The organism is Caballeronia udeis, assembly GCF_044909315.1.
GTDB lineage: Bacteria > Pseudomonadota > Gammaproteobacteria > Burkholderiales > Burkholderiaceae > Caballeronia > Caballeronia udeis_A.
Genome location: NZ_JBIYEB010000011.1, coordinates 26,494 through 46,026 on the forward strand (window position 1 = coordinate 26,494; position 19,533 = coordinate 46,026).

General features: G+C 59.6%; 18 protein-coding genes and 1 pseudogene. 11 read left to right on the forward strand and 8 right to left on the reverse strand.

The window, feature by feature from the left end:
- Window positions 1–278 precede the first annotated feature (278 nt).
- Window positions 279–941 (reverse strand): hypothetical protein, encoded by a 663-nt coding sequence (locus ABH944_RS18795; RefSeq protein ID WP_404608169.1) that lies wholly within the window; start codon window positions 939–941, stop codon window positions 279–281.
- A gap of 748 nt (window positions 942–1,689) precedes the next feature.
- Between ABH944_RS18795 and ABH944_RS18800 the strand changes: the two genes are divergently transcribed.
- Window positions 1,690–3,813, forward strand: a complete 2,124-nt coding sequence (locus ABH944_RS18800; protein ID WP_404608171.1) for a putative bifunctional diguanylate cyclase/phosphodiesterase — start codon at window positions 1,690–1,692, stop codon at window positions 3,811–3,813.
- 64 nt (window positions 3,814–3,877) lie between these two features.
- Here ABH944_RS18800 and ABH944_RS18805 read toward each other — a convergent pair whose 3' ends face one another.
- The 7 genes and pseudogenes from ABH944_RS18805 to ABH944_RS18835 all read right to left on the reverse strand — a co-directional run.
- On the reverse strand, window positions 3,878–4,267 hold the full coding sequence (locus ABH944_RS18805) for a hypothetical protein (RefSeq protein WP_404608172.1): 390 nt from the start codon (window positions 4,265–4,267) through the stop codon (window positions 3,878–3,880).
- 120 nt (window positions 4,268–4,387) lie between these two features.
- Window positions 4,388–4,840, reverse strand: coding sequence for a zinc-finger-containing protein (locus tag ABH944_RS18810; RefSeq protein ID WP_404608174.1), 453 nt, complete (start codon window positions 4,838–4,840; stop codon window positions 4,388–4,390).
- Between the two features lie 170 nt (window positions 4,841–5,010).
- Window positions 5,011–5,427: an organic hydroperoxide resistance protein gene (locus ABH944_RS18815; RefSeq protein ID WP_404608176.1), complete on the reverse strand. Its 417-nt coding sequence runs from the start codon at window positions 5,425–5,427 to the stop codon at window positions 5,011–5,013.
- 259 nt (window positions 5,428–5,686) lie between these two features.
- Window positions 5,687–6,220 (reverse strand): thioredoxin family protein, encoded by a 534-nt coding sequence (locus tag ABH944_RS18820; protein ID WP_404608178.1) that lies wholly within the window; start codon window positions 6,218–6,220, stop codon window positions 5,687–5,689.
- A gap of 1 nt (window position 6,221) precedes the next feature.
- Window positions 6,222–6,938, reverse strand: a complete 717-nt coding sequence (locus ABH944_RS18825; RefSeq protein WP_404608457.1) for a cytochrome c biogenesis CcdA family protein — start codon at window positions 6,936–6,938, stop codon at window positions 6,222–6,224.
- A 294-nt stretch (window positions 6,939–7,232) separates the two neighbouring features.
- Window positions 7,233–7,547 carry a DUF4148 domain-containing protein gene (locus ABH944_RS18830; protein ID WP_404608180.1) on the reverse strand — a complete coding sequence of 105 codons (315 nt, stop codon included), beginning with the start codon at window positions 7,545–7,547 and terminating at the stop codon, window positions 7,233–7,235.
- 247 nt (window positions 7,548–7,794) lie between these two features.
- Window positions 7,795–7,941 (reverse strand): annotated as a pseudogene (locus ABH944_RS18835) (alpha/beta hydrolase); the annotation flags it as partial.
- Between the two features lie 779 nt (window positions 7,942–8,720).
- On the opposite strand from ABH944_RS18835, the gene ABH944_RS18840 reads away from it, so the two are divergent.
- The 10 genes from ABH944_RS18840 to ABH944_RS18885 all read left to right on the forward strand — a co-directional run bounded on the left by ABH944_RS18840 (window position 8,721) and on the right by ABH944_RS18885 (window position 19,519).
- A complete protein-coding gene (locus ABH944_RS18840; RefSeq protein WP_404608182.1) occupies window positions 8,721–9,104 on the forward strand; it encodes a GreA/GreB family elongation factor in 384 nt (127 codons plus the stop codon).
- Window positions 9,105–9,688: 584 nt separating this feature from the next.
- Entirely contained in the window at window positions 9,689–9,994 is a 306-nt protein-coding gene (locus ABH944_RS18845; RefSeq protein ID WP_404608184.1) for a non-heme iron oxygenase ferredoxin subunit, read from the forward strand.
- Between the two features lie 36 nt (window positions 9,995–10,030).
- Window positions 10,031–11,257, forward strand: a complete 1,227-nt coding sequence (locus ABH944_RS18850) for an NAD(P)/FAD-dependent oxidoreductase (RefSeq protein WP_404608185.1) — start codon at window positions 10,031–10,033, stop codon at window positions 11,255–11,257.
- Between the two features lie 18 nt (window positions 11,258–11,275).
- Window positions 11,276–12,568 carry an aromatic ring-hydroxylating dioxygenase subunit alpha gene (locus ABH944_RS18855; RefSeq protein WP_404608187.1) on the forward strand — a complete coding sequence of 431 codons (1,293 nt, stop codon included), beginning with the start codon at window positions 11,276–11,278 and terminating at the stop codon, window positions 12,566–12,568.
- Window positions 12,569–13,078 (forward strand): aromatic-ring-hydroxylating dioxygenase subunit beta, encoded by a 510-nt coding sequence (locus ABH944_RS18860; RefSeq protein WP_404608189.1) that lies wholly within the window; start codon window positions 12,569–12,571, stop codon window positions 13,076–13,078.
- A 52-nt stretch (window positions 13,079–13,130) separates the two neighbouring features.
- Complete coding sequence (locus ABH944_RS18865; RefSeq protein WP_404608191.1) at window positions 13,131–15,539, forward strand: xanthine dehydrogenase family protein molybdopterin-binding subunit; 2,409 nt, start codon at window positions 13,131–13,133, stop codon at window positions 15,537–15,539.
- Window positions 15,536–16,375, forward strand: coding sequence for an FAD binding domain-containing protein (locus tag ABH944_RS18870; protein ID WP_404608193.1), 840 nt, complete (start codon window positions 15,536–15,538; stop codon window positions 16,373–16,375). Before ABH944_RS18865 ends, ABH944_RS18870 begins: the two co-directional genes overlap by 4 nt.
- Before the next feature lie 52 nt (window positions 16,376–16,427).
- On the forward strand, window positions 16,428–17,642 hold the full coding sequence (locus tag ABH944_RS18875; RefSeq protein ID WP_404608195.1) for a xanthine dehydrogenase family Fe-S subunit: 1,215 nt from the start codon (window positions 16,428–16,430) through the stop codon (window positions 17,640–17,642).
- 100 nt (window positions 17,643–17,742) lie between these two features.
- Window positions 17,743–18,708, forward strand: a complete 966-nt coding sequence (locus tag ABH944_RS18880) for an amidohydrolase family protein (RefSeq protein ID WP_404608197.1) — start codon at window positions 17,743–17,745, stop codon at window positions 18,706–18,708.
- Window positions 18,709–18,766: 58 nt separating this feature from the next.
- Window positions 18,767–19,519, forward strand: a complete 753-nt coding sequence (locus ABH944_RS18885; RefSeq protein WP_404608199.1) for a maleate cis-trans isomerase family protein — start codon at window positions 18,767–18,769, stop codon at window positions 19,517–19,519.
- Window positions 19,520–19,533: the final 14 nt, after the last annotated feature.

The window sequence follows — 19,533 nt, forward strand, 5'->3', positions numbered from 1 at the left end:
GGGTTTGTCAGCGGCGGGGTGCTCATGGAAGACAACTTTGTCGAGATCCGTGGCTTTACCGGCAGCAATCAGCCGGTTGCCAGGTAGGTTGTTCATGATTTATTTAATTTGGAATCCATATGAATATGGCATCGTGTTTCGAGCCGGATCGAGATATGAATCAACCGGCGCTGGACGCCAACGAAGTAAGCGGCTCTCGCAAAAGGTGAGGATATACGGGACGCACACCCATGCTCACCAGACACACGCCGCTCTGGTCACCCGCGAAGAATCAGGATTTATGCCGGACCGCCGACAGCGAGTCCGCGTCCGCTGTTTCGTGGACGGTGCGGACTTTGAGGCACCGGCAAAGGCGACGGGACTCTCTCGCCGCGGACCTTTTGGCGCTGTTCCCACGCGATGTATCGGCTGAGTGCTGCGTCGAACTCGATCACGTAGTTGTGATCCGTGACCGCCTGCAGTTCATTTTCTTCGCGCAGTTCAACCGCCATCAACCAGGCTCGTCGTCCGAATTCGGCGCAATGGCCCTTGATATAGGCGGCGAACTCATCGACATTCGAGCATCGATCGTTCGACTGGATCAGTTCGGCGCTGTGTGTTTGATCGGCGCTGAAGGCCCGGAGGTACGATGCTTTTCCGGGATCGAGATCACGCCATGAGGTATCACTGGAAAATGCGAAGGGCGGTATTTCTACATCGCCTGACTGTACGTGCGGCTGCTCGGACAGGTCACGGCGTTCTGCGCGATCGATTGCGGTTTGACAGCGATGCGCAAATTCTTCGAGTGTGATGGCCACGGTCAATGCGGTATGACGACCGGCATGGACACGTTCGGCGGCCTTGCGCGCTGAACCGCGCTTGTGAGCAACCGTATTGCAAGCCACGTTGACGACTGCGCTGAAAACTCCAGCGCCTAAGGCGACGGCTAACCAAGGCGACATAGTGCTCTCGCTAGATTTGACCGGCACTTCGTCGGCCGATCTTTACAGATGCCAATGCACAACGAGACAGCTCCGTGTGTGCGGTGCAAGTCCGGTCACACGGGAGCAGCCGGGACAATTTAATCATTTTGCTGCGGCTCATGTCACTTTATTTAATCAATGACGCATGCAGTGTTGTGAAGTTTTGACACTGTAGAAAAGGGCCCGTTCGTCCGGGCGAGGCTGTAGCGCGCTGGTGCCTCTCGGGTCGTGCGCCGGATCGGCCGGGCGGCGGTTAGCACAGCTCGGTCCGGGGCCAGGATTGCGGGGAGAGCACGGAAGCGCGGATGGAAGTACGGATGCAAGCGCGGCCGAAAGTGCGCCCGTTCTTCAATTCTTTCAAGTTTCCCCATAATGAGTCGATATAACTAACAGCGCGCGCAGTTCTCGCCAGGCCGGCGTCCCGATGTTTTGCTACGCGCCCAAAAATAGGCTGACTCCGCGCTGGTTGATAGCGGTGTTTGCTATAACCAACCGGTATGAATTTCATGGCTGTCGCTCCACCGCTTTCACTCCTTCCAGCGTTCCTCCGGCTTCTGCCTGAGGCTTCAATTCTCCGACGTCTCGTTCGCGACTTTTTCCCTCAGCATGCACGGCTTCCGAAACGGGCCACGGCGCCTGTTCTGTGCTCTCCGTACGATGACTTCTTCATGCGCAGGCGAATTGGGGCGCCCCCAAGTGGTTCGAATCAACCGTAACGGGGTATCCCATGCTTGCTGGTGAATACAATAATTTGCTTGTCCTGTTCTCGCTGCTGGTGGCGATCCTTGCGTCGTACACCGGCCTGGACATGGCGGGTCGTATCGCGACTGCGCACGGACGGGCGGGCTATTGGTGGCTGGCCGGCGGGGCTTGCGCGATGGGCACCGGGATCTGGTCGATGCATTTTGTCGGCATGCTCGCTTTCAGCTTGCCGATCCCTCTCGGCTACGACCTTTCGCTCACCGCGCTGTCGCTGCTGATTGCGATTGCTTCTTCCGCGTTTGCGTTATGGCTTGTAGGCCAGAACGAATTACCGGTGTCGCGTCTTTTCGGCGGCGCGGTATTGATGGGAGCCGGGGTGTCGGCGATGCACTATACCGGCATGGCCGCCATGCGCATGACGCCGGGAATCCAGTACGTTCCCGCGCTGTTCGCGTTGTCCATCGTCATCGCAATCCTTGCGTCGGCTGCGGCGCTATGGATAGCCTTCCGCCTGCGCCGGCATTCACCGCTGGTCCGGCCAATACGTGCCGGCGCCGCCGTTGTCATGGGCGTCGCCATTGTCGCGATGCATTACACCGGCATGGCGGCCGCGGAGTTTCCGATCGGCAGCGTGTGCGGCGCGGTGCAAAACGGGGTGAGCACGGGATGGATGGCGCTGGTGATCATTGTCGTTACGCTGGCGATCCTCGCCATTGCACTGGTCATTTCGGTATTCGACCTGCGTCTGGAAACCCGTACCGCAACCCTGGCGATGTCGCTTGCCGAGGCCAATCAGGAACTGACTTACCTGGCGCTGCACGACGCACTCACCAAACTTCCCAACAGGGTGTTGCTGGAAGACCGGCTGGACCGTGCTGCACAGGACGCCGACCGGGAGCAAGGCCGCTTCGCCGTGATGTTCATGGACCTGGACGGCTTCAAGGCCATCAACGACGCCTACGGGCATCACGTTGGCGACTCATTGCTGGTGGATGTCGCCGAACGCATCCGGGCGAACGTCCGGACACGGGACACCATTGCCCGCGTGGGCGGAGACGAGTTCGTGCTGCTGGCGGATGTAGGCGAACCCGCGGACGCCGCGACGCTGGCGGGCAAGGTATTGAGCGCCATCCGCGAACCGTTCCACATGGGCGGCCGGGAGCTGCGGGTATCGACCAGCATCGGGATCGCAATGTATCCCGGCGATGGACTCAGTCCGAACGACTTGCTGATCAACGCCGACGCGGCCATGTACCACGCCAAGGCACTGGGACGCGATTCTTACTGTTTCTTCGAAGCATCGATGAACGCCAACGTTCACGAGCAGCTTCAGCTTGTGCAGGATCTGCGTGCCGCGGTCGAGCGCCATGAACTCGTATTGCAGTATCAGCCGAAGTTCGCCGCGCCGGTCGGGCCCGTGATCGGGGTGGAAGCGCTGGTGCGCTGGGCGCATCCCACTCGCGGGATGATTGCGCCGGACGAGTTCATTCCGCTTGCGGAGAAAACGGGACTGATCGTGCCGATCGGCGAATGGGTGCTGGACGAGGCGTGCCGGCAGATGAGCGTGTGGCGCAACGCGGGCCGCGAGGACTGGACCATGGCGGTCAACCTGTCTGCGTTGCAATTCAGGCACGTAAGCCTGATCCAGACCGTGCGGGACACCCTGGAGCGCCACGCACTGGCGCCGCACTGCCTGCTGCTGGAAGTGACCGAATCGACCGCGATGCATGACGTGGATGCCAGCCTGCGAATCCTGGAGGAGTTGCACGATCTTGGCGTGCGTATTTCCATCGATGACTTCGGCACAGGCTATTCAAGCCTGCTCTACCTGAAGCGCCTGCCGGCCAGTGAACTGAAAATTGACCGCGGGTTCATTCGTGAGCTTGCACGCGATACCGAAGATGCCGCCATTGTCTCGGCCATCGTGGCGCTGGGGCAGACGCTCAACCTGATTATTGTCGCGGAGGGGGTAGAGACCCTCGCGCAGCAGGAGTTCCTGACGCGTCTCGGCTGTGATTCACTGCAAGGCTTCCTGCTCGGGCGCCCGATGTCTGCCGACCATCTGATGGAGACAATCTCCCGCGATGAGGCGTTTCCGGCATTGGCGCAGTTGGAGCCCCTTCGATTAGAACCAGCACAGCCTGTGTGAGGCATGTGGTGCGCTGAAAGCGGCTATACCGCCCCTGGCGATCCCGGCGCGCCGGATTTCCCGTTCACGCCCGCTTTAGTCTCGGCATTGGGTCCACTTCGCCGGTCTTGAGGCGTTCAAGCCGTTCGCTCGCTGCGGCGAGGATGCCTAACGGAGTGTTGTGAAGTTGCGCATCGTGCACGCACACGACGCCGGCGAGTTGCTCACAACTCGCGTCGTCCAGTTTCCAGACTCCCGTGGCCTGACCCTCTGCAAAAGCGCCGTTGATCGCCAACTCGCTCTGGAGCCAGGCTTCGCGGGTGATTTGTCCGTATCCCGCCTCCGCAACGTACGCCGTCAGGATCAGGACTTCTGCGAGCGACTGGGTTCCGGCCATCCATCCATGGCCATCGCGCAGCGCCTGCAGTGCGCAATGAGCATGCAACGAAAGCTTGTCCGCTTCTGACCGGGGCATGGGAAGAAGCTGCATTTTCGACAAGCGGACACGCGTTGCTTGTGCGCTGCGGTTAAACGGTAGGGTACGGGCCATGGAGTCATTGGGAGAGTTGTCCACAGGTTAACGTACAAGTCGCGACTATTCTGAAGGGGTCGCAGCGCGGCGATTTCGTTCGAATTGCTCGATTACATCGATTGCCGCCTTGCATTGCTCCACGTCGAGCAAATTGATGTTGCAGGCTTTCGGCTCCATCTTCAGTTCCCCGGCGAGCCACTTATAGCCTTTCGACCTTGCCTCGAAGATGTTCACGCCGTCGCGCCGGGCCTTGGCCTCCGCCATGGGCTCCAGCGCAGCGTGGAGTTTCGCTTTCCATTCCCGCAATTCGGCGTTCGCCAACCGGCCGAGAGGGAGGTTGCGCGTACTGCGCGCGAATATCCCGATCCAGGCCTCGCAGGGCGCGCATAACCACAGCGGACCGTGGTCGTCCTGATACGGATAAGCCGCCTCTCCCGGCCGCGCGAGCGTTGCCTTCGCGCCGCAATAGTCGCAATTTGGATGGGGTAGGGCTTGAACCGGACGGCCGACGCGCATGGGTGAAAGGTTGCCAGGGGAAACAGCGAATATAGCAAAAGCCGGCTGTGACCCCGGCGGACTCGGCGGCAAGCCGGCTGGACACGTGGGTCGCGCAGCCCTATGAGTTTCGACGCGGAATCGGACTGGACGAACAACAGGAACGATGCCGCGACGAAAGCGCTTCCGGCTCAGACCACCTTGATCACGACATCGATGTTGCCGCGCGTCGCCTTGGAATACGGGCAGGTCTGGTGAGCGGCGTCCGCGAGAGACTGGGCGACTTCATGGTCAAGCCCGGGCAGGTTGACGTTCAGGCGTGCCTGAAGGAAATATGCCCCCCCGGTCGTGCCGAGATCCACTTCCGTGTCCACTGCGGTGCCCGCCGGCAGCACAATCTTCAATTTGGCCGCTGCGTGGCCCATTGCCCCAATAAAGCAGGCGGACCAGCCGGCGGCGAGCAACTGTTCGGGATTGGTGCCGGCGCCCTTGCTGCCGGGAACGGAAAGGGCGATGTCCAGGCGGCCGTCATCGCTATGGGACGCGCCGTCGCGGCCACCCGTCGTGTGAGTCTTGCCGGTATAAAGCACTTTTTCAAGCTGTGTCATGGTCCACTCCTTGTTTTGTTTCGCCGGGAAATCCGGCGTTGATGCATTGGAACGTGCACAGGTATCTGGCTTGTGTCGGCGAACCCGGGTAAATCCAATGCTTTGTATCGATGCGGCTCCCGGATACGTTGGGATACAAATTCGCTGAGTGAAGCTTCACGAGAGCCGGCCATACTCGTCCCGCAGAGGATGGACGATCCGGCGCGATCGGAAATGTCTATCGGCGAAGGGAAGATGACGCGAATCATGCCCAGCGGATTCATTCCTTTTGCGCCAGCAACGCCTTGATTTGCGCCTCGGTCTCGTCGTACTCGCCTTCGCCGAAGTGGCTATAGACCACCTGTCCTTTCTTGTCGATCAGATAGAACGCCGGCCAGTACTGGTTGTTGTAAGCGCTCCAGGTCGCATAACGATTGTCCTGCGCAACCGGGTACGTGATATTGAATCGCTTGATGGCTGTCTTGACGTTGACGGTATTGCGCTCGAATGGGTACTCGGGGGTGTGTACGCCGATCACTACCAGCCCCTGGTCCTTGTACTTCTGATTCCACTCCCTGACGTAAGGAAGGGTGTTGATGCAATTAATGCATGTGTAGGTCCAGAAATCGACCAGCACGACCTTGCCGCGCAACTGGCTGATGCTTAGCGGTTTGCTGTTGAGCCACGTGTCGATGCCGGTGAATTCCGGCGCCGGCGTGCTGTTCCTCAGAGGGGCGGCGCTGGCCCCGGAACTGGTCAGGGCGGTGGCGGCCAGCAGCATCGCGGCAGCGGCGGTCTTGAGTCGGGAGATCATGTCAAAGTCCTTTCAGGGAGGGGAGGAACGTGGCGATCCGGGCATAGACCAGGACGTCGTATTGCAGGTAGATGGCGAGTGCGGTCAGCACCACCAGCACGCCGAAAATTTGTTGCAGACGGGGCGCATGGCGTGCCACCACGCGTACGCGGCGGGTGATGTACTGTCCGCCGTAGATGATGGCGAGCATCGGAATCGAGGCGCCGATTGCATACAGCGCAAGCAGCAGCGCGGACCATTGAAGGTCCTGGGCCTTGACGACCAGCACGAGGATCGATGCCAGCACGGGTCCTGCGCATGGCGTCCATACCGCGCCCAATGACATGCCGAGGACAAAACCGCCGGTGTTGCTGCTGCCCGCCGGCACGCCGGGCGAGATCGCTGTGCCAATGCGCTGCAACGGGTGCTCCACACGCGCCATCAGCCACTCGTAGGGCGCCGGCCACACGCGCAGCAGTCCGGAGAGCGCAAGCAGCGCGGTGGCGGTGTTGCGCAGCGCGCCTTGCGCTATGTGAACACCGCTGGAGACAGCGCCCAGCAGCATGGCGAACGCCGCGAAGCTCAGGATGAAGCCGGCGATGATAAAGAGCGGGCGCACCCGGTCGGGCCGGTCGACCGACGTGCCGAGCAGGATCGGCATCACCGGGAGGATGCACGGCGATGCAATGGTGAGCAGACCGGCCAGCAAGGCGAGAGGAGTTTCAAGGAGGTTGTGCACGATGGGCGTTCCGTTGATTGGCATGGTGCTATTGGAACGCTCGCGCGTATCTGGCTTGTGTTGGGCGAAGGGCGTGGGTGCAATGTTTTGTGTCTGCCGACACGCCAGATACATTGCGACATGAATGTCAGGCTGGGGTGGTCGGCAATGGCGTGAGAACCGGAAAATAAACACATCCCCGGAAAAGACATGGCTTTAATGATAGGAATACGAACTAACGTCATTAAGGCCATGCCCCGTTCTTTGCTGCGAAAGCGCATTCACGTTGCGCCCGTAAAGGCGCCAGGCTCGAGCTTAGGGACGCGCGTAGATCGAACCCAGACCGGTCACATCAGACCCGGCCGTGCGTGAACCTGCCGCAGCCGTACCGCTGGTCGACGAACCATACGACGTTGCTGACACGCCGTTCGCCGCGTCGACCCGCGCTTGTGCAGCTTGAATGTTCTGCGGGTATTGCGTCTGATCGCCAGCCGGGTTATAGCCGGTCTTTTCCAGCTGGATCAGTTGGGCACGCACATCGGCGCGGGTAAGCGATTCGTTCGATTGAGCGAACGATACGGCCGGAATGGCAACGACAGCGCCAATGATCAGCGATTGAACGAGTTTCATGGTTTCTACCTCAGGAGAGTGGGTTGTTTGCAAACAGCGGTTTGCGTGCCAAGGGGTTGAAGCTGAATCGACGCCGTGAAGCAAAGCCTGGCGTGAATGGATTAAACCGCGTCGATGTATCTGGTTTTTGTCCGGAAAGCACCGCGCGTGAAACGTTGTGTGTCCATGTGCGTTGCGGATACATCGTGATACCAACCATTGGCGGGCCTGGTAGCCGCCGCGGTCCGGAGGCGTTCAGTTCAATAGGTCAATCGGCGACCTCGATCACTGCGTCAGCGAAGACCTTTGGCGCTTCCTGCGGAAGGTTATGGCCAATGCCGCTGTTGATTGTCCGGTGCGCATACTTGCCACCGAATTTGTTGCGATAAGCCGTGGGATCGGGATGTGCTTCGCCCTGACGTTCGGTATCGCGGTTGAGACCCCTGCACTGCGATTTTTCCTATCCCGGCAACGTCTGCCGACGCAAGCGGAATGGTCTCAATCCGGCGGTAACCGGCTTTAACCGGCGGGGAAATGCATGCTTGCAGCGCACAAGCTTGCAATATCCTGACAAACAAGCTTTAATGAGGTCATGTGCATCTTTAGTTCTTCTCAAGCACTTCCGACTTAGGTAACCATCGTGTTTCTCATTTCGCTTCATTCGCTCGCAGTGTTTCGTCTTCCGGTCCCGACCGGAAGGTGTCTGTGCGCGAGCGGAAAATCGAGAATCACCATGCTCAACCGGAGCCGCGCACGACCGGCGGGCAAGTCCGCACTTCCCTGAGCCTGGCTCCCGCATAACGACTGATCTTGAGTCAACGCGCGAGCCGGGCCTTCTCCTCTCGCACGTCCCACATCACAGCAACAGTGCCGGTTCCTGTCAGGAGCCGGCGCTTGGAAACGCACGTGTGGCCGTCTGTTCGGCTATGCGGTGAACTAGTTCGAGCGGCGGTTTAAACCGTTAAACAAGTCGTTTCCTATTGATTGCCCGGAGACGACGGACGCGATCCTATGATGTGCCGGGTCTTTCCGAATCAGCGCTTTGGAGTGTCCTATCGTGCAGGATAACTAACAGTTTCACAAATAACTTGATGGCTATTGCATTAGCCCCTTCAATTTTCATTTACACCCGAGGTACCTATGTCATTCGATAAATTTCAACCATCTACCGCGGCAAGATCCAAGACTGCGGGCATGCCTATTCTGTCCGAACTCGATATGGAGCGGCTCAAGCGTTGCGCACGCGTGCCCGGTGCTTCGTCCGAGCAGCGTACGCTTGTGGAGGAGCTTGAGGGGGCAGCCATGTTGCTGGACGCTGCCGAAGTACCGTCGGACGTCGTCATGGTGAATACCAGGATCGAATGTGTGGCTGTCGCCGGCGGCCAGGCGCATCAGTGGACGCTCGTCTATCCGGATGAAGCGGATTACGAACGGGGATTCATATCGGTTCTTTCGCCCGCCGGTTTCGCGCTTCTGGGTGCACGGGTGGGGCAGATGGTGGAGTGTCGACCCCCGAGTGGCCTGGTGGTTCAATACGTTGTCAAACGCATTCTGTTTCGTCCCGAACAGCTTGCATAGCTGATCGACTGGACAAGACTCGCAACGTTATGGAACACGAACGTCCGCATAGCCGTGAGCTGAAGGAGAGCAAAACGGCTATGCACCAAATCGGAGTCAGCGGTTCGCACATTACACTTGGGCGGGAGTCCGGGAGGCCATGTGGTTCACGTTCTTGATTTGCTCCGGCTGTTTGCAATGGCCTATTTCTCACTATGGCTGGTCGGTTTCGCCCTGTGTTTTTTTACTCGAAAGCGATCTCGACATCTCCACACCCGTCCGAGCATTTCGACCTCCCCGCATGGTCCGGAGAAGGAAGGTCAGCGGGTGGAGTTATCACGCCGGCAACTGGTTGCCCAAAGCGCTCCTCGCCGAAAATAAGGGGGCTCGGGCGAGGCGATGCCCAAGGCGTCGCGTTCAGTTGATTTGTCTGCTTATATCCTCTTCCTTCCCTAATAGCCAGCGCTAGCACCGGCCTGGAATTCCCCCTCTACCCGTAAAGATGCCCATAAAGGGTAAACGATAATTTTGACAATATTGACTCAGGATGAATTGGAGCTATGATTAATTCATCAGCACACTGATTAATTTTCCAGCGCAAAGCGATGACACTCCAATTCGCAGCAAACCTTGAAGACCTGAACGCGGATGAACCTTATGCCGCGAGCATCGGTAATGAACAGATAGCGTTGTATCTGGTAGACGGCGAGGTTTATGCAACTCACAACGTTTGCACTCACCAGTTCGCGTTGCTCAGCGACGGCTTTCTGGAAGACGGCTGCATTGAGTGTCCGCTTCATCAGGGGAAATTCGATGTGAAGACCGGTGCCGCCCTTTGCGCACCCGTGACCGCGGGGATCAGGACTTACAAGGTCCAGATCGAAAAGGGTGCAGTGATGGTCGAGATCTGAGGGAGCGGTCTTTTGACCCAAGCCAGGAATTTAAACGTGGAAACGATCTTGATCATCGGGGCAGGACAGGCCGGGGGCCGTGCAGCCGAAACGCTACGGGCGCAGGGCTTCGACGGCTCGGTCGTTCTGGCGGGAGATGAACAGCACCGGCCATATGAACGCCCGGCATTGTCGAAGACGGTGCTGACAGCGGCCGACGACAGCGACTGCTTCAGTGCGTGGCTCCATTCGAGCGACTTCTACGAGACGAACAAGATCGACTGGACTGCGGATAGCGTTGAACTGCTCGACGTGAGACACCGCACGGCAACGCTCCGAAGTGGCCGAAGCATCAGGTTCGACAAATGTCTGCTCACAACAGGTGGCCGAGCGCGCAGGCTTCCCGGAACGCCGGACAGCCGTCATGTCTTCACGCTGCGCACGCTGCAGGACGCGATGAGAGTGCGAACGCGCATGGTCGGCGCGCGTTCCGTGGCCGTTATAGGGGGAGGTTTCCTCGGACTGGAGTTTGCGGCAAGCGCCAGGGCGCGTGGAATCGACGTCACCGTGGTGGAAGCCGGTGAACAGTTATTGGAGCGCGCACTGCCGCGCGAATTCTCCGAGCGTCTACGGACCAAGCATGAACAGAACGGAGTCAGGTTCATGCTGGGCGCCAAGCTGATTTCCTCAACGGAGGAGGCATCAGGAGTAACCCTCTCAATCGCCCCGAATGTGTCAGAGCGCTTTGAATTCGCTGTGGTGGCGATTGGGCAAGAGCCGAATGAAGCGCTCGCCAGGGCATCCGGCCTGATGACCGGTAACGGCATACATGTCGATACATATTGCCGGACTTCCGCCGACGGTTTTTACGCCGCGGGCGATTGTGCGAATTTTCCGTTTGGCGCATCCGGCCGGCGCCTGCGTCTGGAGTCGTGGCAGAACGCTCAGGATCAGGCAATCGTCGCGGCCCGCAACATGTTGGGCGAGTCGGTGGAGTACCGGCCAAGTCCCTGGTTCTGGACAGACCAGTACGACTGGAACGTACAGATGCTGGGAATTCTCGACAGTCCGGTGGATCAATGGATCGAGCGTCAGATTTCCATCGACAAGACCTTGCTCATGGGCCTGCGGGATAACGCGATCACCTACGCCCTCGCGGTAAATAACGGTGGCGAGCTGCGGGCGATTCGTCGTCTTGTCGAGCAGGCGACCCAGGTCGATCCCGAGGCTCTCGCGGACCCGGGCGTCAAGCTGCGGCAACTTGAACGGCAAGCTCATTCATAACGTATTCAGGAGCGCATTTTGTATTCGTCAGAGACAGTCATCGGCCTCGGTACGCCGAGTGTCAAGAACAAGCCCATCGAACAGCTGGTCTGGCCGGAAGAGGGACTTCATGCCATCCCGGACTGGGTCTATACGAGTGACGATGTATACGCTCGCGAGGTGGAACGGATTTTTCAAGGTCCTACCTGGAATTTCGTTGCATTGGAGGCCGAGATTCCCAATAGCGGAGACTACAAACGTTCGTATGTGGGGCCTACGCCGGTGGTCGTCTCGCGCGCGGAAGACGGGTCTATCCACGTGTTCGAGAACCGCTGCGCCCACCGTGGTGCGGAGTTCTGCCGGCACACGCGCGGCAACAATACCGAGTTTGTCTGCCCGTATCACCAGTGGTCCTATGACCTGAAAGGAAACCTGCAAGGCATCCCGTTCAAACGCGGCGTGAACAAACTCGGTGGCATGCCGCGCGACTTCCGCAACGAGGACCATGGCTTGAAGAAGCTTGCCGTCACCACGCGCAATGGTGTGATCTTCGCCTCATTTACGCACGATATGGAGCCGATCGAAGATTACCTGACGCCCGAAATACTGAAAGACTTCGACGCCGTCTTTAACGGCAAGAAGTTGCGCATTCTCGGGTTTTACAAGAACGAGCTGCCATGCAACTGGAAGATGTACCACGAGAACCTGAAGGACCCGTACCACGCTACATTGCTGCATTCGTTCCTCGTCGTGTTCGGCTTGCTGGTCGCGGGCAACCGGTCGGCAATGGTAGCCGACAGCAAGCGTGGCATTCACGGCACGATGGCATCGGCGAAAAGCGATTCGCTCTATGCGGCGGTGGATGCTGACAAGAAGAAGGAAATGCGTTCGTTCCATGAGGGCATGGTCCTCAAGGACGAACGCTTCCTCGAGTATGTGAAGGAGTTCGATTCCGAGTGGTCGGTGACCATGCAGACGATCTGGCCGAACCTGATCGTCCAGCGCGAAATGAATACCCTGGGCATACGTCATATTGTCCCAAACGGTCCGAACAGCATGATCATGCTCTGGACCATGTTTGGCTACGAAGACGACACCGAAGAGACGACGCGTCACCGGCTTCGCCAGGGGAACCTGATGGGACCATCGGGTTTTCTGGGTCTGGAGGATAACGAAGCAATGAAGTTTGTGCAGGAAGGGGTTCGGCGCTCGGTGACTGACCGCAGCGTGCTCAAGCTCGACAGCGAAAACATCGGAACCGCGGATAGCCTGATCTCCGAAGCTGCCATTCGTGCGATGTACAAGCACTATCGTGAAGTAATGGGGTTCTAAATGCTGCCAGGATTTGAGAAAAAACCGGTTGCACTCGACAAGGCGCTCGCAGCGCGCGCAGCTGTGGAATATTTCCATGCTGAATACTGCGCCGTGCTCGACGGTGGCAACCTTGAGCAGTGGCCGGAGTTTTTCACGGAGAACTGTCTTTACCGCGTGACCGAGTATGAGAATGCTGTTCATGGCTTCCCGGCAGGGTTGGTGTATGCGGAAGGCCGCAACATGCTCCGCGACCGTGCAATCGCGATTTCCAGAACCCAGATGTTTGCGCCCCGGCAGATGCTGCATTTCGTGAGCAATGTGCGCATCCTGGATGTGACCGATGAAGAGATCGTGGCGCAGAGCAATTACCTGTTGCTGCAGACGCTGGTCGAAGGGGCAACGACGTTGCATCAGGCCGGCCGGCTGTTTGACCGCTTTGCACGCAGCGGCAGTGAATTGCTCCTCAAGGAACGGCAGGCAATTTATGACACGGCCATGATCGCAAACGATCTGGCCTATCCTGTTTGAACGAGAGCGATCGGACGATGTCATTCGCGGGCTACGAATGTGGGAGAGGCATATGAGCAGCACTGAACCGACGGAAGCACCCGTCGAAAGCGGCGGCGTCGGCGCCCGTGTGAGGCGGCGCGAAGATGAACGGCATCTGCATGGGAAGGGCCGGTTCGTCGCCGACTATACGTTTCCTGATCTGCAGGAAGTCGCGTTCTTGCGCAGCCCGCTTGCGCACGCGCGCATCGAGCGTATTGGCAAGCCGGAGCGCTTCGCAAGCCAGGTCATTGTGCGGGAAGACATGCATACCGCCACGGACATCGTGGCGGACTCCAGCCTGGCGACGTATAAACCTTCGGCGCATCCTCCGCTCGCGTCCGGGAAGGTCCGTTTTGTCGGCGAGCCTGTAGCCATGTGCTTTGCGAATTCCCGCGCCGAGGCTGAAGATATTGCGGAAGAAATTGAGCTGGATCTGGATGAACTGCCCGCATTTGCAAGCGCCTTTGCGGCGCGCGCGCGTACCGATGTCCGTGTGCATGACCACTGGACCGACAATCTCTTCCTCGATCTCAAGGCCGACGTCAATTTCGACGAACGCGCCAAGGATGCACCCGTGGTCGTGAAGCAGAAGGTCGACCTGGCGCGCCAATGCATGGTCCCGATGGAAGGCAAGGCGGTGCTGGCGTACTGGGATCATACCCAGGCGCAACTGGTCGTGATTACGTCGACCCAGGTTCCGCACATGATCCGCACGGTGCTGTCTCAATGCCTGGGAATCGACCATGCTCAAGTCCGTGTGATTTCGCCCGATGTGGGCGGTGCGTTCGGATATAAATGCGTCCTGCAGCAGGAAGAGCTTTGCATTGCGTGGCTGGCTCTTGCCTACAAGCGGCCTTTCCGGTTCATAGAAGACCGTCGCGAACACCTGATCGCGGGTGCCAACACGCGTCAGCATCATTATGAGCTGACGGCCTATGCAGACAAGAACGGGCGGCTACTGGCGCTGGACTGCAACCTGTTGATCGATGGCGGCGCCTATTCAGCGTGGCCGTTTACGATAGGACTGGAGACCGGGCAGGCGCTTGGCAACCTGCCCGGTCCGTATGATTTCAGCGGGTACCGCTGCCGTACGCAATGTGCGGCGACCAACAAGCCGGGCTTTCTTCCGTATCGGGGCGTGGCGCGTACGGGCGTTTGTTTCGCGATCGAGCTGACCATGGACGCCATTGCGCGGGCGGTTGGCCGCGAGGCGTGGGAAGTGCGTTACGACAATCTGGTTCGCGGGGCGGACATGCCCTACACGAACGTTGTCAAAAAGCACTACGACAGCGGCGATTTCCAGGAGAGCCTGAAGCGCGCAGCCGATCAGCTCGATGTCGCAAAATGGCGCCGCCGCCAGAAAGAGGGCGAGCCGGATGGCAGGCTGGTCGGAATTGGGTTTGCGACCTTCACCGAGCAGTCGGCTCATGGCACGGCGGTGTTCGCGTCATGGGGTTTGCCGGTCGTTCCTGGTTACGACCTGGCAACGGTGCGCATCACCGCGGACGGTGGTCTTGAAGTGCGCGCGGGCATTCATTCCCATGGGCAGGGTATGGAAACCACTCTGGCGCAGATCGCCAATGAAGTGCTGGGCGTTCCCATCCAGAAGATCAAGGTGGTTCACGGTGACACCGCGCTCACACCCTACTCAACAGGCACGTATGCGTCGCGCAGCATTGTCATGGCCGGCGGGGCGGTTGCTGCAACATGCCGCGAACTGGTGCCGCGGCTCATGAAAATTGGCGCGCATATCCTTGGCGAAAAGGAGGACGCTGTCCGGTTCGAGGCGGGTGAGGTCGTCGGTTCGACGGGACGTGTTTCCCTGGCGGATATTGGTCACGCATGGTACCTGCGGCCCGAACGTCTGCCCGCAGGCGTCGACCTGACGGGACTCGAGGCGACTCAAGGTTTCAAGCCGAAGGTGGATACCGGCGCGTTCAGCTATGCAACGCATGCGGCCGCCGTTGCTGTCGACACGAAGACCGGCCACGTCGAGATCCTGGAATACGTGATTGTTGAGGATTGCGGACGAATGATCAATCCAATGGTCGTCGAAGGCCAGACGATTGGTGGCACAGCACAGGGTATTGGTACGGCGTTCTACGAAGAGACACTGTATGACGACAACGCCCAGCCTCTGACTTCCACGCTTGCGGACTACATGTTGCCGGGGCCGACTGAGCTACCGCCGTTGACGATCATCCATATGGAGACGCCATCGCCCTATACCGAGTTCGGGGCGAAGGGCGTAGGAGAAGGGGGCGCGATCGCACCGCCGGCCGCGCTTTTCAATGCAGTGAACGACGCACTCAGTCCCCTTGGAGCACTCGTCTCCGAGACACCTCTCACACCGCGGCGATTGCTCACTGCCATTGAAGCGGCCAAAGCCGCCGCGCGCAGCAAACCAGAGGCAGAACAAGTTCACGAGGTGATTCGATGAAGGCCGCCGCGTTTGATTACGTCAGGGCTGGGACGTTGCCGCAAGCGTTGAGCGAGCTCGGCGATTCAGCCGTTGGCGCCAAGCCAATTGCAGGCAGCCAGTCGATGGGGCCGATGCTGAATCTGCGTCTGGCGAGGCCGTCGAAAGTGATCGATCTATCGCGTGTCGACGAACTGCGCACCGTCACCGTTGCGGGTGACCTCGTTCGTGTGGGCGCCGCCATTACTCACGCGGAAATCGAGGATGGCAAGTACGAGCTTTTGCGCAATGGTTTTATGCAGTATGTCGCTGCGGGTATTGCATATAGAGCAATTCGCAATAGAGGAACCATTGGCGGCAGCCTCGCGCACGCTGATCCTGCTGCGGACTGGCCATTGGCGCTTTCCACGCTCGACGCCCGGATCGAGCTCGCGAAGGCAAGCGGTACGCGACGGGTGCGGGCCAGCGAGTTCATGCTCGGTGCATTTACGACGCTGCTGGAGGAGGGCGAGATCATCTCGGCAGTCCTGCTGCCGAAGATGGGACTCACCTTGCGCTGGGGTTACTACAAGCTGTGCAGGAAGACGGGCGAGTTCGCTCATGCAAGCGCGGCTGCGGCGTTTGACGCGCAAACCGGTTTGGCTCGTGTGGTGCTTGGCGCACTTGATGGTCCCCCCGCAGCGCTGGAGGCACTCGCTCAGTCAATCGCGCAACACGGACCCGGTGCGGCAACGCCGGAAGCGATTGCGTCGGGCGTGGCGAATGCAATGCCGAATGCTGACGCTATCGACCGGTCCATGCACGAAGCGGCCGTCGAACGCTGTCTTGCACAAGCCTTCGGTTCATCCGCGCGTTAACAGGAATGCGCGTTAACAGGAATGCGCGTTAACAGGAATTCCAGGAATTTCCATGTCTGTCATCGAACTCACCATCAACAACCGGGCCATCCGCGGCGACGTTGCGGCGCGCACCCATCTGGGCGATTTTCTTCGTGACAATCAGAACCTGACCGGCACTCACCTAGGTTGCGAGCATGGCGTGTGCGGCGCGTGCACGGTCCTTCTGGACGGCGAACCGGTTCGCTCCTGCATCACGTTCACGGTAGCCTGCGACCATCAGAAGATCCGCACGATCGAAGGGTTCGACGGCGATGAGCTGATGAAGCGCCTGCGCCGGTCCTTCTCGGTTCATCACGGGCTGCAATGCGGCTACTGTACGCCCGGCATGCTCATTACCGCGCGCGATATCGTGCGGCGCTTTCCTGACGCTGACGAAGCGCGCATTCGCCTTGAGTTGTCGGGGAACCTGTGTCGATGTACGGGGTACGTCGGCATTGTCAACGCGATCAAAGCCGTGCTTGCCGACCTGAAGGAAAGCCCGATAACGGACGCTTCGCCGGCCCCGGTTCGACAAGCCGCGGCAACGGCTGCCCAGCCGCAAGCGGCAGGCCAGTTTCAGACCTTCGCCGCTGTCGCCACTGCGCCTTCGGATGAGCCCGCTCGCTCATCGCGTGAAGATACGGCATCGCCGGTTGCGAACGTCCAGCAGACCGGCGCGCGCAAGGGTTGGACCGCGATTGACGACAGCTTTGTCGTGCCGTTTCCGCTCGACCAGGTCTGGGCGTTCATGGGCGACCTGCCATCTGTCACCGCATGCCTGCCGGGCGCGGAATTGATCGAACACGATTCGGAAAAGGTGAAGGGGAAGATTGCTATCAAGTTCGGTCCGATGTCAGCGAATTTCGCCGGCGCGGCGCGGCTCGAACGCGATGACGCCGCGCACCGTGCCGTGATGCGTGGGGCCGGGCAGGACAACATCAGCCGCTCGAAGGCAAATGGCGACGTGACCTACGCGTTGAGTGATGAAGGGAACGGAGCGCACACGCGTGTAGCAGTCACGCTCGAATACATGTTGCAGGGCCCCCTGGCGCAATTCTCACGGTCGGGCCTTGTTAAAGATTTTGTCCGTCGGATGATCGCCGACTTTGGTGCGCGGATCACCGCGCAACTGGCGGGTGCGGACATGCCCGCACCCGCAGGACCGTCGACCCGGTTGAACGTCGGCAGTCTGGTGTGGAGTGTTATCTGGGGGCGCGTGAAACGTCTCTTTGGCCGAGGCGAATAAAGCAATTGCGGCAGTAACTCGAGGCCTGTTTTGGGGTTCGTCGCCCCGCTACGTTCTGCTCAAACAATCAGTATGCTGAATAAACGTCTGGAGTTTTCTCGTGACTAAACGAATTCGGAAAATCGCCCTGGAAGAACACTTTTCAACGCCTGGTTTCCAGGGCTATTCAAAAAGCTTTACGCAGCACATTGCCCCTGATGTGCTCGCCGATCTCGCTGCCCGCCTGGCTGATTTCGACGAGCAGCGCATTGGCGAGATGGATCGCGCGGGGATTGATTACACCATCCTCTCCCAGACGGGGCCGAGCGTGCAGGGCGAGGCCGACCCGGCCCTGGCCGTGGTTCGCGCCAGGGAAAGTAATGACTTTCTGGCAACACAGATTGCGCGTCATCCGACCCGGTTCGGTGGTTTCGCGACGTTGCCCATGCACACGCCCATGGGGGCTGTTGAAGAATTGACCCGCGCTGTCCAGGAGCTCGGTTTCAAGGGCGCGCTGGTCAATGGGCACACGCTGGGAACGTATTACGACGACCGGGCGTACGACGTTTTCTGGGCGCGTCTGCAGGAACTCGATGTACCGCTGTACCTGCACCCGACGGATGCCTATGTGATGCCGAAGGTGTTCGACGGCCATCCGGAGTTGACGGGCGCCGCGTGGGGATGGGGCGTGGAAACGGCCAGCCATGCACTGCGGCTTCTCTTCGGCGGTGTCTTCGACCGCTTCCCCGCGCTGAAGGTCATCCTGGGCCACATGGGCGAAGGCTTGCCTTACCTGCGCTGGCGATTCGATAGCCGTTTCGCTGTTTATTCGCACGGTATCCGCCTCGAGCGCGCGCCGTCCGGGTACATCGGAACGAACATCCTGATCACCACATCCGGTGTGTGCTCGGCACCTTCGCTGCTGGGTGCGATTGGCGAGATGGGTCCGGAGGCCGTGATGTTCTCGGTGGACTACCCGTATGAATCGACAGCGATTGCCGCTGATTTCATTGAGCAGGCGCCGCTCGACGATCACGTCAGAGAGCTGGTTTGCCACGGTAACGCAGAGCGCATTTTCAAGCTCTGACGCGGGTCCTGCCAACACAGGCATGAGTACATCACATCAAATGGATCTGGAGTTAGCAATGACGAAGCAATATCGAATTGGTCAGATCGTGCCGAGTTCGAACACGACGATGGAGACGGAGATTCCGGCCATGCTGCTCGCACGCCAGACGATCCGTCCCGAGCGTTTCACGTTTCATTCCAGCCGCATGCGCATGAAGAAGGTGATCAAGGAAGAACTGGCCGCGATGGATGCGGAGTCGGACCGCTGCGCGCTTGAGTTGAGCGATGCTCGCGTGGACGTGCTGGGCTACGCGTGCCTGGTCGCAATCATGGCGATGGGGCATGGGTACCACCGCGTGTCGCAGGAGCGGCTGCGCTCACGCACGGTTGAGAATGGCGGGGCGGCACCGGTCATCACCAGCGCCGGCGCACTGGTGGATGCGCTGAAGGTGACCGGTGCAAAGCGCATCGTGGTGGTGGCGCCCTACATGAAGCCGCTCACGGAACTGGTGGTCGACTATATTCGCAACGAGGGATACGAGGTGCTCGATTACCGTGCCCTCGAGATTCCCGACAATCTCGAAGTGGGCCGTCACGACCCGGGCCTGTTGCCGGGCATCGTGGCGCAGATGGATACATCGAACGCCGACGCGATCGTGCTCTCGGCGTGCGTGCAGATGCCCTCGCTGGCGGCGGTAGCGAAGGTCGAAGCCATGACGCGCAAGCCGGTCATCACCGCGTCGATTGCAACGACCTACGCCATGCTCAAGGCGCTCGGACTGGAGACTGTGGTGCCGGGTGCAGGCGCGCTGTTATCGGGGGCTTACTGACGTGCTTGCGTTTG